We start from the raw sequence: 15,534 nt of genomic DNA, 5'->3' as shown, positions 1-15,534 counted from the left end.
GGTTCCGCTGTGGGTGGCGCATACGGATTCGCGCAGTATCTCCGGGACTGAGCGGCGCGCCAATCATGATTGCCACCCGTGTGCTGACTTAGCATTCCAGGAATGCGCCATGATCGCCTTCCCGATGGTTTCGGGGTGCGGATCGATCCCAGGGTGCGCACTTACTCCGGTGGACGGTTCCTGGTCGGCGGCTCGCCGAACCGGTTGCTCCGACTGGCGCCGGAGGCTGCGGCCATGATCGGTGACGGGTACCTCGAGGTGACCGACCCTACGTCGGCTCGGGTTGCCAGACGTCTACTCGACTCGGGGGTGGCGAATCCGCGTCCGCGCCTGTTGCCTTCGCTGGAGGATGTGACCGTCATCGTCCCGGTGCACAACGACCCGGACGGGCTGAGCCGGCTGCTGTCGGCGCTGCGCGGGTACACGGTGATCGTGGTGGACGACGGTTCGGATCGGCCGGTGCAGATTCCGCCCGGGCGCGGCAACCGCTGCCGGGTGACGGTGCTGCGCCGGGATCGGCGGCACGGTGCGGCGGCGGCCCGCAATTTCGGATTGCGCTGCGCGGCCACCGAATTCGTGGCGTTCCTGGATCCGGACGTGGTGCCGCGCACGGGCTGGCTGGAGGTGATGCTCGGGCATTTCAGCGATCCCAAGGTGGCGCTGGTGGCCCCGCGCATTCTGGCCATGGATCCGGATTCCACCCTGCTGGCCCGCTATGAGCACACCCGCGGTTCACTGCATCGCGGTCGGCGCGAGTCGGCGGTGCAGGCGCACGGTCCGGTGCCGTACGTGCCGAGCATCGCGCTGCTGGTGCGCCGCCTGGCCCTGCTGGCCGAGGGCGGTTTCGACGAGGCCATGGCGGCGGGCGGGGATATCGACCTGTGCTGGCGGCTGGATCGCGCGGGCTGGCGGCTGCGCTACGAACCGGCCGCCCGGGTGGCGCACAGCAATCCGGTGTCGCTGCGGAAATGGTTCGCGCACAAGGTGACCCATGGCACCGGTGTGGCCCCGCTGGGGCAGCGGCACGCGGGAATGGCCTCCCCGCTGTCGATTCCGATCTGGACCGCGGTGACGGCGCTGCTGTTCGGCACGCTCACCCGCTGGGGTGCGGCGGGCGGCGTCGTGACGCTGGTGCTGACCCTGTTCCGATTGCGCCGGGTCTTCGCCGAACTCGACAATCCGACCCGGGTCTCGGCCATATATATGGCGCGCGGTTTCTCCGGCGGTATGTGGCGGCTGGCTTCCTCGCTGTGCCGGCACTATTGGCCGGTGACGCTGCTGGGCATGCTGTGCTCGCGCCGCATTCGCCATCTGGCGGTGACCATCGCGGTGGCGGACGGTCTGGCCGACTGGTTCATCCATCGGGAGGCGGGCAGCCTGGATCCGACCCGCTATGTGCTGTGCAAGCGGCTCGAGGATGTCGCGTACGGCACCGGCCTGTGGTGGGGCGCGGCCAAGCTGCGCGATGCCGCCGCACTGCGACCCACCCTGCCCCCCAACTGATTTCGCACTATTCGAGTGCTCTCGAGCACGCCGGCATTTGTCGCCCGCCGGTGTGCTTGTCGCTGCGGGTGTATTCGATCGGCTCGCTGAGCGTCACGCTCGCGACCTGATTCAGCAGCGCCGTGCACACCACCCGCCTCCCCATCCGGGCCGGTCCGGGTCACGGTCTCCCGCGTGCGCGCGGTGATCTCGCCATCGGTGAACCGGTGCGGCGCGGTCGGTCGATATCCTCCACGCTTCGTGCTTACACCGTATGACTCGGGCTCGTGGGCGTTCGGCGATTAGACGGGGCTCACATTCCGCGTGGCTCGGTTTCGGATGTGACCTGCGGGACAAAGCTACGGCTTCGTGGTTGTGCGCGGTAACCCGTAGGTACTCTTTGGGTTCGGAAAGAAAGGCAAATGGTCAGCAATCTCGCAGGTGGGAGCAGTCCGCAGCACGGTGCCGAACCGGGCACTCAGTTGGGTGCTCTCGAGGCCTATGCCGCGCAAGCCCACGGATATCTCAGTGTGGGCGGCGAACAATTGGGTCAGCTGCCTGGTTTGTTGCGACCGATGGTGCTCGAGTCGTGGTTGCGCAGTGTGCGCGGCGGCGTCGATCCCATGGACGACAACGACGGCCGCGGACTGCGCGGCGCTGATCTCGAACGCTATCGGGATGCCCATCCGATCGCGGCTGTCATGCCGCTGGTCGACAAGCTGCTGTTGCGCGATGCCACCAGCACGGGTCTGATCGTGGTGATCGCCGATCAATTCGGCCGGGTGCTGTCGGTGCACGGCAATACCGATCGGGTGCAGGCCGCGGCCGATGCCGGTCTGCGCGAGGGCAACGATCTGAGCGAGCGCCGGGTGGGCACCAATGCGGTGGGCCTGGTGGTGCGGACCGGCCGGGCGGCCTGGATTCACGGGCCGGAGCATTTCCTGCATCGCATGCATCAGATCACCGGAGCGGCTGCGCCCGTTCATGATCCGGACGGCCGCCTGGTGGGCGTGCTGATGATCGCCGGTGGCGTGCGGGTCGCGCGCCCGGAGATTCTGGCCCTGGTCAAGGCGGCGGCGACGGCGGCGGAGATGGATTTGCTGCTGGCGGCGGTGCGTTCGGGTCATGATCGCCGTTCCGGTGCGGACGCGCCGATGCCCGAACGGCTGGGCCTGGAGGTCCTGGGTCTGGGGCAGCCGCAATTGACCGTAGCGGGTGAGCGAGTTCCGTTGTCGCAGCGCCACGCCGAGATCCTGCTGCTGCTGGCCGAACATCCCGAGGGGCTGTCCGCCGATCATCTGGCGCTGCTGCTCGATGACGCCGATCTGGACAACGCCACGATTCGTGCCGCCATGTCGCGGTTGCGCTCGGTGGTGGGGCCGAATGTGTTCGGTTCGCGCCCTTACCGTTTGCGGGTTCCGGTGGCCACGGATGTGGAGGCGTTGCGGGCCGCCCTCGATTCCGGGGACGTGGACGCGGCGGTGCGGCTGTACGCGGGTCCGGCGCTGCCGCGTTCGAATGCGCCGGGAGTTATAGACATTCGCGATGAATTGCGGGTGCGGCTGCGCACCGCCGTGTTGCGTTCCGGTGAAGCCGCCGTCCTGAGCAAATGGACCGCGGGTGCGGAAGGTCGGGACGATGCGGCCGCCTGGGCGGCGTATCGCGCCACGGTGGACCGCGATTCACCGCTGTATTCGCAGATCGAGGCGAAGATCCGCGTGCTCGATCGGCGCATGGGCGCCGATGCAACGCAGATGCAACGTTTCGACTCATAGTCTTCGCAACCGAAAGTGCGCTCGGTCACACCTGGGCCTCGCCATGTGGTTGCACCCACATTCTTCGCGGTCTGCGCGTAATCTCCGAAACCAACTAGACGCTCGTCCAACTTTTTTTCGGGAAAAAGTTCCGTTTTATTCACTTTGCCCCTAGTCTTCGCAATGCACGGACCGGCATCCGTGTGATGCAGGTGACAGGGCATCGCTCAGGAGAGTCGGCGAGCGCAGCTCGCCGGTGAAGTTGGAGGAGAACAGAGAGCACGACAATCCGATGCGGATGGCCCGGAGGCAACCGCATCCCCGGCCGCGACACGACGGGCACCCGGCCGGTACGAGCACATAGGAAATCACGCGCGAAAGCGTCATCCCCGACGCCGCGCATTCGTCGAATCACCCAGGGCAGTGCGGTCTTCCGCGGCCTGGCATCCGGTACCCCACCGGTGTGCCCAGGTCTATTTCGTGATGCCCGAAAGCGTTCGGCCACATAGCAATTCGGGCAAATCGAGGAGGCTCTGGTGCAGGGTACGGAGTTGGGTGGTTTCGGACCGGGCAGCGATCGGGCGGTGGGCGGCACGCCCGCGCCGGAGGCCTTCGAACTCACTCCCGGTCAGCTCGGACTCTGGTACGCCCAGCTGCTCGATCCGGACGTGCCGATCAATGTCGCGCAGTACCTCGATGTGCGCGGCGAGCTCGACGCCGCCGCCCTGGAGCGGGCCTGCGGCGACGCCATCCGTGAGTTCCAGGCCGTGGTCGTGCGCCTGATCGAGGTCGACGGTCAGCCCCGCCAGATCGTGGATCCCACTCTGCCCGTGGCGGTTCCGTACCTGGACCTGCGTGAGCACGCCGATCCGGTGGCCGCGGCCCGGGAGTGGATGCACGCCGACTTCTCCGCACCCGTGGATCTGCTGCACGATCGGCTCTTCGCCGGTGCGGTGCTGCACGTCGGCGAGGAGCACTACTTCTTCTACCTGCGCTGCCATCACATCCTGTTGGACGGCTACGGCGCGCTCACCATCACCATGCGCATTGCCGAGCGCTACAACACCCTGGTCGCCGGTGGCGAACCGGCGACGATCGATCCCGGTGCGATGACGGCGCTGGTCGAATCCGAACAGCGCTATCGGGCGAGCGCGGAGTTCGACGCCGATCGCCGGTACTGGGCGGATCGGGTGCACGGCCTCGAGGCCACCACCCTGGATCGCCGTACCGCCCCGGCCGCCCCGGCCAATCTGCGGTTCGGCCGGCAGTTGCCGCAGCGGGTGCTGGATCGGATCAATCAGGTTGCCCGCGAGCGTGATTCGAAGACCGCCGTGGTGCTGCTGGCGGCCTTCGGCGCCTATTTGGCCCGTCTCACCGATCAGCGTGAAGTGGTACTCAGCCTGCCGGTGACCGCGCGCACCGATGAGTACACCCGGCGTTCGGCGGGCATGCTGTCCAATATCGTGCCGCTGCGCCTGGCCGTCGGCGACGACGCCACCTGGGGAGATGTTCTGGCCGGGACCCGCCTGGAACTGTCGAACGCGCTGCGGCATCAGCGGTATCGGCACGAGGACATTCGCCGCGACGCCGATCGCGAGGGTCAGCAGACCCGGCGCGCGCTGTTCGGTCCGCTGGCCAATTTCATGCTCTTCGATCTGGCGCTGCCGTTGGCGGCGGCGACCGCGCGGTACAACGTGCTGACCACCGGTCCGGTCGAGGATCTGAGCCTGCAGGTGTACTACGCCGACAGCGATCAGGTGCACCTGGAGTTGGAGGCCAATCCGAACCTGTACGGCGGTGACGATCTGGCCCGCCATCACGCCCGCTTCACCGGCTTCCTGGAGCGCCTGCTGGAGCTGGATCCGGCGACGCCGCTCGGCGTGGTGCCGGTCATCACCGAGCTGGAACGCGAAGTGAGCCTGCGGATTTGGAACGACACCGGGCGCGACCCGGCGGATTTCGAACCGCCGGTGGCGGCGGAGTCGACGCTGGTCTCGCTGTTCGCGGCGCAGGCCGCGCGGACGCCGGGCGCGGTGGCGCTGCGGTACGCCGGGGAACCGGCCCTGCAGCTGACCTATGCCGAACTCTCGGGTCGGGTGAATCGTCTTGCCCGGCGCCTCATTTCCCTGGGCATCGGGCCCGAGACCATGGTGGCGCTGCACCTGCGCCGGTCGCCGGAACTGGTGACGGCGCTGTACGCCGTGCAGGCGGCGGGCGCGGCGTATGTGCCGCTGGATCCGGATCATCCGGCCGATCGCACCGCGCATATAGTGGCGACCGCGCGCCCGGCGGTGGTGCTGACCAGCGTCGCCGACCGACCGGCCGGCGACGTCGAGGCCCCGGTACTCGTATTGGACGAGCTGGCATTGGACCGCTACTCCGGCGCGCCGCTGCGCGACACGGAACTGCTTGCGCCGCTGCGTCCTTCGAATACCGCGTACATCATCTTCACCTCGGGCTCGACCGGTCTGCCCAAGGGCGTGGCGGTCACGCATCGCGGCATTGTGAACCGGCTGGCGTGGATGCAGTCCGAGTACGGGCTGAACTCCGATGATGTGGTGCTGCAGAAGACCCCGGCCACCTTCGATGTGTCGGTATGGGAGTTCTTCTGGCCCTTGCAGATCGGCGCGACGCTGGTGGTCGCCACCCCGGACGGGCATCGTGATCCCGGCTACCTGGCGGAAACCATTGTCCGCGAGCGGGTTACGGTCGCGCACTTCGTGCCCGCCATGCTGGCCGTGTTCCTCGGTGAGCTGGTGGCGGCCTCGGCGCGGGAGATGCGCCTGCGCATGGTCTTCGCCTCCGGTGAGGTTCTGCCCGCCGCGACCGCGCAGCGCCTGCGCGCGCTGACCGGTGCGCGCCTGCACAATCTGTACGGCCCCACGGAGGCGGCGGTCGACGTCACCTTCCATGAGGTCACCGACTTGGATACCGAGGTGGTGCCGATCGGCGCACCCGTATCCAATACCCGGCTGTACGTGCTCGATTCACGTCTACGGCCGGTCCCCGTGGGGACCCCGGGTGAGCTGTATCTGTCGGGGGTTCAGCTCGCCCGGGGCTACGTGGCGCGACCCGGTCTGACCGCGGAGCGCTTCGTCGCCGATCCGTTCGTCACCCCGGACGGGCTCAGCGATGCGGGCGAATTGATGTACCGCACCGGCGATCTGGTGCGCTGGACCGCACAGGGCGAACTCGTCTACCTCGAGCGCACCGACTTCCAGGTCAAGCTGCGCGGTCTGCGCATCGAACTCGGTGAGATCGAAACCGTGCTCGCCGCGCAGGATTCCGTGCGTCAGGCGGTCGTCGTGGTGCGCGATGAGCAGTTGGTCGCCTACCTGGTTCCCACTCGTGGTTCCGGCACGGTGGATGTGGCACAGCTGCGTATCGCCGCGGCCGCCGCACTGCCCTCCTATATGGTCCCGTCGGCCTATGTGCTGCTGGATGCCTTGCCGCTCAATGCCTCCGGCAAGTTGGATCGCCGGGCGCTGCCCGCACCGGAGCCGACCGTCACCGTATACCGCGCTCCCGTTTCGGTGGTCGAGCAGTCGGTGGCCCGGGTCTTCGGCGAGGTGCTCGAGCGCGAGGGTCTCGGACTGGATGACGATTTCTTCGCCCTGGGCGGCAACAGCCTGATCGCCACCCGGGTGGCGGCGCGGATCAGCAGTGATCTGGGTTGCCGGATCGGGGTGCGCGAGCTGTTCGGCGCGCCGACGGTGGCCGCGGTGGCGGAGCTGATCGAGCGGCAGTTCCTCGACGACGATGTCGAATTCGGCACGGTAGTACCGGAATTGGCGGTACGCGAGCGCCCCGCCGTGCTGCCGCTCTCGCCCGCGCAGCAGCGCATCTGGTTCCTGAATCGCTTCGCCACCGGCAGCGCCGACTACAACATGCCGTTCGTACTGCGCCTGCGCGGTGAGCTGGACGTGGCCGCGCTGCGCGCCGCCATCGCGGATGTGGTGGGGCGGCACGAGGTGCTGCGCACCGTCTTCCCGCAGATCGCCGACGGACCGTGTCAGCGGGTGCTCCCGGCGGCGGCGCTGCAATCGCGGGCCGCGCTGGAGTCGCTCGCGGACCGGCTGCTCACCGATGCCGCGGTCGAGGAATTCGACGCTGCCGAACTGGGACTGATCGCGGGTACCGATCTGGTCGCCGCCGCGGAGCCGATCGCCGCCGCGGATCTGGATGCCGAGCTGCGTGCGTTCGCCTCGCGCGGATTCGATCTGGAGACCGAGATCCCGTTCCGCGCACGGCTTTTCGATATTCACGACACCGACAATGCGGGTGACGCCGACAACTCGGGTAAATCAGACGAAGCAGACTTCGCACTCGCCGTGGTGCTGCATCACATCGCGGCGGACGGCCTCTCGCTGCCCGTGCTGGCACGGGATCTGGTGGCCGCGTACACCGCTCGGCTCGCCGGGCATGCGCCCGGCTGGGCTCCACTGCCATTGCAATACGCCGATTACGCCCTGTGGCAGCGCGAGCGTCTCGGCGCCGCAACCGATCCCAACTCCCTGCTGGCCCAGCAGCTCGAATACTGGACGCGCACGCTCGCCGGTGCGCCGGAGCAGTTGGACCTGCCCACGGATCGCCCGCGCCCGGCGGTGGCGAGCGGTCGCGGCGGAACCCACCGGTTGGAAATACCGGCCGGTCTGCACTCTCGAGTGCTGGAAACCGCTCAGGAACACGGGGTTTCGTCCTTCATGCTGCTGCACGCGGTGCTCGCGGTGCTGCTCGCGCGCCTGTCCGGGGGCGATGACATTGTCATCGGCACCCCGGTCGGCGGGCGCGGTGAACGCGATCTCGACGAACTGATCGGTATGTTCGTCGGTACCCTCCCGCTGCGCACCCGGATCGACACGCGCGCCACCTTCGCCGAATTGCTGAGTGCGGTACGGGAATCCGATCTGGCCGCCTTCGCACACGCCGATGTGCCGTTCGAGCAGCTGGTCGAGACGCTGAATCCGGCGCGCTCGCAAGCGCGTCATCCGGTCTTCCAGGTGACGCTGTCTTTCACCGGTGTGGGGAATGTCGGTGTCGAACTGCCCGGATTGCTTGCCACGGCGGGTACGCTGGACACCGGAGTGGCCAAGTTCGACCTATCGATCGCGGTCACCGAAAGCTTCGCCGGTGCCGGTCCCGGGGAAGGTCCGGCACCGGCGGGGATCCAAGCGGAGTTCGCTTTCGCCACGGACCTCTTCGACTCCGCCTCCGTCTCCGTGCTCGCCGCGCGCTTCCTGCGCCTGCTCGAGGCCGTCACCGCCGCCCCCGCGACCGTGGTCGCCGATCTCCCACTGCTCTCCCCGCGCGAATACGCCAACCTCACCACCCGCACCGGCGGTCCGGCCACCGCCACCGGTCTGCTTCCCGATGTGCTGGCCGAGGCCGCCGAGGCGGATCCGGACGATATCGCCGTCTGTGATGAGCGCCGAGCGGTCACCTATGCCGAACTCGATGCCGCCTCATCGCGTTTGGCGCGTGTGCTGATCGATCGCGGAATCGGTCCGGATGATCTGGTCGCCATTGGCGTACCCCGTTCCATCGAACAGGTCACCGCCGTCTGGGCCGTGATCAAGTCCGGTGCGGGCTGGTTGCCGGTGGATCCGGCCTACCCGGTGGACCGCATCACCCACATGGTCACCGACTCGCGCGCGGTGCTGGGCCTGACCACGGCCGCGGCCCGCGCCGCACTGCCCGGTCCACTGCCCTGGCTGCTGCTGGATGATCCCGAATTCCGCCGTGCCTGTGCGGCTTTCGCGGACGATCAGATCACCGATGCCGATCGGGTGCGCCCGCTGCACGCACAGCACATCGCGTACGCCATCTACACCTCCGGCTCCACCGGTCTGCCCAAGGGCGTGCTCGTCACGCACGAGTCGCTGGTGAGTCTGGCGGCCGAGCAGACCGTGCACTACTTCGGCCATCCGGGCGCGCGGGTGCTCAGCGTCGCCTCGCCGTCCTTCGACATCTCGGTCGCCGAGTTGTTGCTGGCCGTCAATTCCGGCGCCACCCTTGTGATCGCTCCGGCCGGTGCCACCGTCGGTCAGGAGCTCGCGGATTTCGCCCGCGCCCAGCGGGTTACGCATCTGGCCATGACTCCGTCCGCCGCCGCCTCGCTGGATCCGGGGGAGCTGCCGGATGTGCAGTCGGTGGCGGTAGGCGGTGAGGCCGTTCCGGCGGAGCTGGTGCGCCGCTGGGTCGAGGCCGGGCGGACCATCGTCGACGCCTACGGCCCGACCGAGACCACCGTCATCGTGAATATGTCGCAGCCGCTGCGCGCGGGTGAGCCCGTCCACGTGGGCCGCCCGATCCGCGGTGTGCGCGAATGGGTGCTCGATGCCGCGTTGCAGCCGGTGCCGGTCGGGGTGATCGGTGAGCTGTACGTCGCCGGACCGCAGTTGGCGCGCGGCTATCACGGCCGCCCCGAGCTGACCGCGAATCGTTTCGTGGCCTGCCCGTGGGCTCCGGGCGAGCGCATGTACCGCACCGGCGATCTGGTGCGCTGGGCCGCCGACGGTTCGGTGATCTATGTGGGCCGCAACGACTCCCAGGTGAAGGTGCGCGGCTACCGCATCGAACTCGGTGAGATCGAGTCCGCGCTGGCCGCGCACGAGCAGGTACGCCAGGCCGTGGTGATCGTGCACAACGATGCCGTGCGCGGCGATCAGCTCGCCGCCTACCTGGTTCCCGCCGACCCCGTCGCGGGCGTACGCACCGAGACGGTCCGGGCAAGTCTCCAGGGCCGGTTGGCCCCGCATATGGTGCCCGCCGCGTTCACGGTCATCGCCGAGCTGCCGATGACCCCGAACGGCAAACTGAATCACCGCGCCCTGCCCGCCCCGGAGTTCGCGGTCCGCGACTTCCGGGCGCTCACCACCTCGGCCGAGCGCCTGGTGGCCGCCGCCTTCACCGAGGTGCTCGGCGGCAGCGCCGCCATCGGCGCGGATGACGACTTCTTCGACCTGGGCGGCAATTCCCTCATCGCCACCCGCCTGACCGCCCGCCTCGGCGCGGCCCTGGACGCCCGCGTCCCGGTGCGCCTGATCTTCGACGCCCGCACGGTCGCCGAATTGGCCGCCGCCCTGGGCGAATTCGCCGGTACCGGCGGACGGCCGCCGCTGGTCGCGGGGGAGCGCCCGGACGCCGTGCCGCTGTCCTACGCGCAGCAGCGCATGTGGTTCCTGAATCGCTTCGACACCGCCTCGGTGGCCGACAACCTGGTCGCGGCCATCCGCCTCTCCGGCGATCTGGATCGCGAGGCCCTCGCCGCGGCGCTGCACGATGTCATCGAGCGGCACGAAACCCTGCGCACCATCTACCCCGCCACCGACGGCCTCGGCCGCCAGCAGGTGCTCCCGCTCGCCGAAGCGGCCGTCGGCCTGCTCACCGAGGATGTCGCGGCGGCGGATCTGAACGCTCGCATCCGTGAGTTGGCCCTCGCGCCATTCGCCGTCGACCGCCAAGTCCCTTTGCGCCTCAACCTGTTGCGCGTCGTGGCTTCGGGGGGCGTGCGCGATTCGGCAGTCGAGATCGTGGGCGACAGCGCCACGATCGGCGGGATCGATCCCGCCGTGGTTTCGGCTGTCGCGGCCGCCGCGACGACCGAGCACATGCTGGTCTTCGCGGTGCATCACATTGCCGCAGACGGTCTGTCGGTCGCGCCGCTGACCTTCGATCTGATGGCCGCATACGCCGCGCGGCGCCGGGGTGAGGCTCCGCAGTGGGCTCCGCTGCCGGTGCAGTACGCCGATTACGCGCTGTGGCAGCGGGAGTTGCTCGGGGACGCCGATGCGCAGGAGTCGATGCTGGCGCAGCAGATCTCGTTTTGGCGGGCAGAGCTGTCCGGCCTGGCTCCGGAACTGTCGCTGCCGCTGGATCGGCCGCGTCCGGCCACCGCCTCGGGGCGTGGCGCGCGGTACGAGTTCACCCTTGACGCCGGGCTGCACGATCGGCTGCGCGAGATCGCGGAGCGCTCGAACGCCTCGCTGTTCATGGTGGTGCACGCGGCCCTGGCCACACTGCTCGCCAAGGTTTCCGGGCAGTCGGATATCGCGATCGGCACCCCGGTCGCGGGGCGCGGTGAGCAGGCGCTGGACGGCCTGGTCGGCATGTTCGTCAATACGCTCGTCCTGCGCACCGACGTCGCGCCGCGAAATTCGTTCGCGGAGTTGGTGACCGCCGTCCGCGATACCGATCTGCGCGCCTTCGCGCACGCGGATGTCCCGTTCGAGCGGCTGGTCGAGGCGCTGCACCCGGTGCGCGCGCAGGGTCTGCATCCGCTGTTCCAGGTGGTGCTGGACTTCCAGAACATCGCGGGCGCGGCCCTCGAACTGGAGGGTCTGGAGGTATCGCGGCTCGATATCGACACCCATACCGCCAAATTCGATCTACAGCTCTCCATCGGTGAGCGGGCGGACGGTGGCTTGGCCGCCGTATTCACCTACGCCACCGATATTTTCGATGCCGCGGGCATCGCGGCACTGGCTCGTCGTTTCGAGCGCGTGGTCGCGGCGGTCGCGAACAACGACCTGCTGCCGGTCGGCGATATCGAGGTCCTCGATGCCGACGAGCGCGAGCTGGTGCTGCACGAGTGGTCGGCCACCGGTCCGGATATCGCCGAAACCGGAACGCTGGCGGATCGTTTCGCCGCCGCCGCGCTGATCGACCCGAACGCCACCGCCGTCCGTTCGGGCGACACCACCCTCACCTACGCTCAGCTCGACGCCCGCGCGAACCGGCTGGCCCGCCGCCTCGCAGCCGCCGGTGTAGGACCGGAATCACTCGTGGCCGTGGCGCTTCCGCGCAACACCGACCTCGTCGTCGCGCTGCTCGCGGTGCTCAAGTCCGGTGGCGGTTACCTGCCCATCGATCCGAACTACCCCGCCGATCGCATCGAGTACGTGCTCGATGACGCCCGCCCGGTGTGCGCGCTCACCAGCGCGGCCGCGAATCTGCCCGCGGGTTGGTTCGGCGGTCCGGTGCTGGATCTCGATTCCGCCGACCTGTCCGGTTATTCGGATGCCCCGGTCACCGATGCCGATCGTCGCGCACGCCTGAATCCCGCGAACACCGCCTATGTCATCTACACCTCGGGTTCCACCGGCCGCCCCAAGGGCGTGCTCATCCCGCATCTGAATGTGGTTCGGCTGCTGGACAATACCCGGCGGCACTTCGAATTCGGACCGTCCGATGTGTGGACCATGTTCCACTCCTACGCCTTCGACTTCTCGGTGTGGGAGCTGTGGGGCCCGCTGCTGTCCGGCGGCAGCGTGGTGGTGGTCGACTACTTCACCTCGCGTTCGCCGCACCAGTTCCGGGAACTGCTTGCCGCCGAGCGGGTTACGGTGCTCAATCAGACCCCGTCGGCGTTCTATCAGCTGATCGCCGCCGATCAGGCGCAGGCCGATGACCTCGCGCTGCGGGTGGTGATCTTCGGCGGCGAGGCCCTGGAGCCGCAGCGGCTGCGCGACTGGTTCGCCCGGCATCCGCAGGCTCCGGCGCTGGTCAATATGTACGGCATCACCGAGACCACGGTGCACGTGTCGTACCGGCCGATCACCGCGGCCACCGGTTCGGCCAGCGTTATCGGCGGTGCGCTCCCGGGACTGGTTGTGCGCGTGCTGGATTCGCGCCTGCGTCCGGTTCCGCCGGGTGTGCCCGGCGAAATCTACGTCTCCGGTGGGCAATTGGCGCGCGGCTACCTGTCGCGTCCGGCGCTCTCGGCGAGCCGCTTCGTGGCGGATCCGTACGGTCCCGCCGGTACGGCCGCCTACCGGACCGGTGATCTGGCGCGCTGGACCGCGACCGGGGAACTGGAGTACCTGGGCCGTGCCGATCAGCAGGTGAATCTGCGCGGCTTCCGGGTGGAGCTCGGCGAGATCGAGGCCGCCCTGCTGGATGAGCGGGGTGTGCGGGAGGCGGCCGTGGTGGTCCGGCACGACGATATCGTCGCCGAGGACCGCATTGTCGGCTACGTGGTGGCCGAGGCCCATATCGACACCGCGCTGCTGCGCCAGGCCGTCGCCCGGCGACTGCCCGAACACATGGTGCCCACCGCCATCGTCGTCATCGATCGAATTCCGTTGACCGTCAATGGAAAGCTGGATCGCACCGCATTGCCCGCCCCGACCTTCGAGGCCGCCGCCTACCGGGAACCGGGTACGCCCGCCGAGATCGCGGTGGCCGAGGTCTTCGCCGAACTGCTCGGCATCGACCGGGTCGGCGTCGATGACGATTTCTTCGCGCTCGGCGGCAGTTCTCTGCTGGCCGCCCGCGCGGTCGCCCGTATCGGCGCGGCCCTGGACTGTGCGATCCCGGTGCGCGCGCTCTTCGAAACCCGCAGTGTGGCAGCGCTTGCCGAGTACGCGCGGGAACTCTCCGGTGCGGGCGCGCGCAAGGCATTGCTGCCGCGCATGCGTCCGGAGCGGTTGCCGCTGGCCCCGGCCCAGCAGCGCATGTGGTTCCTGAACCGGTACTGGGCCGCCGAGGAGACCTCCGGCCCGGGTGCGGCCGCGGACAATATCGCGCTGGTCATCCGCTTCTCCGGGGTACTCGATGTGATCGCGCTGGCCGGTGCGCTGGCCGACCTGGTGCGGCGCCACGAAACCCTGCGCACCGTCTACCCCGACGGCGTGGACGGTCCGGAACAGGTGATCATGCCCGCGGCACGGAGTGTTCCGACGGTGATCGCCGAGCGGATCGAGGAATCCGAACTGGATGCGCGGCTGATCGCCGCGGCCACCCACGGCTTCGACCTGACGCGCGAAACCCCGCTGCGCACCGAGCTTTTCCGGCTCTCGGACACCGAACACGTGCTGGCCCTGGTGCTGCACCACATCAGCGCCGACGGCTACTCGCTCGGCCCGCTGGCCCAGGATCTGATGGCCGCGTACACCGCGCGCCACACCGGCCAGGCCCCGGCCTGGCAGCCGTTGCCCGTGCAGTACGCGGATTACGCGCTGTGGCAGGCCGAGGTGCTCGGTTCGGATGCCGATCCGGAATCCGAGGCCGGCCGCCAACTGGCCTACTGGCGATCCCGGCTCGCCGGATTGCCCGAACAGCTGGACCTGCCCGCCGATCGCCCGCGTCCCGCGGTGTCGACGCACAGCGGTGGTACCCACCACTTCACGGTGGACGCCGGACTGTACGGCGAGCTGGCGGCCCTGGCGCTGAAGTTGGACGCCACCATGTTCAGCACCGTGCACGCCGCATTGGCGGTACTGCTGGCCCGCCTGTCCGGGACCACCGATATCGCCATCGGCACCCCGGTGGCGGGTCGCGGTGAACAGGCCCTGGACGGCCTGGTCGGCATGTTCGTCAACACCCTGGTGTTGCGCACCGAGATCGACCCCGGCACCGGCTTCGACACCCTGCTCGGACAGGTGCGCGCCGGTGATATCGAGGCCCTCTCACACACCGATATTCCCTTCGACCGCGTGGTGGAGGTCCTGGCTCCCGCCCGCGCGCAGAACCGGCATCCGCTGTTCCAGGTGGCGCTGACCTTCCAGAACTTCCCGGTGCCGACCCTGGAGTTGCCGGGCCTGCGAGTGCTGCCCGCGCAGATCGAGGCGGGTATCGCCAAGTTCGATCTCCAGTTCACGGTGACGGAGACCTTCGCCACCGCGGGGCGCACCGCGGGTCTCGATATCGAGATCACCTATGCCACCGACCTTTTCGAGGCGGGCAGCATTGCCGCGCTGGCCCGGCGCTTCGAACAGGTGCTGGCGACGGTCGCCGCCGACAGCATGATCGCAGTCGGCGATATCGATCTGCTGTGCTTCGACGAACGCCGCCGGGTGCTGACCGAATGGAACGACACCGCCCGCGATCTCACCGCCGAACTGCCGGAAGGTGCTGCGGCGAACCTGGTTTCGCTGTTCGAGGTACAGGCGCTGAACACCCCCGATGCGATCGCCCTCGTCTTCGAGGACGCTTCCTCCGGTGGTGCGCGCGCCGAACTCACGTACGCCGAGTTCGCCGCCCGGGTGCACCGGCTGGCCCGGCACCTGATCACCCGGGGCGTCGGCGCGGAATCGCTGGTCGCCCTGGCGATTCGCCGATCGGTGGATCTGGTCATCGCCATGTACGCGGTACTGGAGGCCGGTGGCGCATACGTGCCCCTGGATCCCGATCAGCCCGCCGACCGCATCGACCATATGCTGGATATCGCCCGCCCGGCGGTCATCCTGACCACGGCCCGCGAGGCGTTCACCACCGCTGGCGATACGCCGGTTCTCGATATCGGTACCCTCGATCTCGAGGGCTGCCCGGCAACGCCGATCACCGATTCCGAACGCGG

At 68.7% G+C, this 15,534-nt stretch carries 3 protein-coding genes; all 3 read left to right on the top strand.

Going from position 1 to position 15,534, the window contains the following annotated elements; all coding sequences use genetic code 11:
* Positions 1-102: 102 nt before the first annotated feature.
* Positions 103-1,503: a mycofactocin biosynthesis glycosyltransferase MftF gene (gene mftF, locus NA10_RS10975; RefSeq protein WP_067566885.1), complete on the top strand. Its 1,401-nt coding sequence runs from the start codon at positions 103-105 to the stop codon at positions 1,501-1,503.
* A 401-nt stretch (positions 1,504-1,904) separates the two neighbouring features.
* Positions 1,905-3,257: a GAF domain-containing protein gene (locus tag NA10_RS10970; protein WP_067566883.1), complete on the top strand. Its 1,353-nt coding sequence runs from the start codon at positions 1,905-1,907 to the stop codon at positions 3,255-3,257.
* 515 nt (positions 3,258-3,772) lie between these two features.
* A partial coding sequence (locus NA10_RS10965; protein WP_245677143.1) for a non-ribosomal peptide synthetase occupies positions 3,773-15,534 on the top strand: 11,762 nt, incomplete at its 3' end.

It is taken from the genome of Nocardia acidivorans NBRC 108247 (assembly GCF_001625085.1).
In the GTDB taxonomy this organism is placed as follows: Bacteria; Actinomycetota; Actinomycetes; order Mycobacteriales; family Mycobacteriaceae; genus Nocardia; species Nocardia acidivorans.
This window is presented reverse-complemented; position numbering and strand designations above follow the sequence as displayed.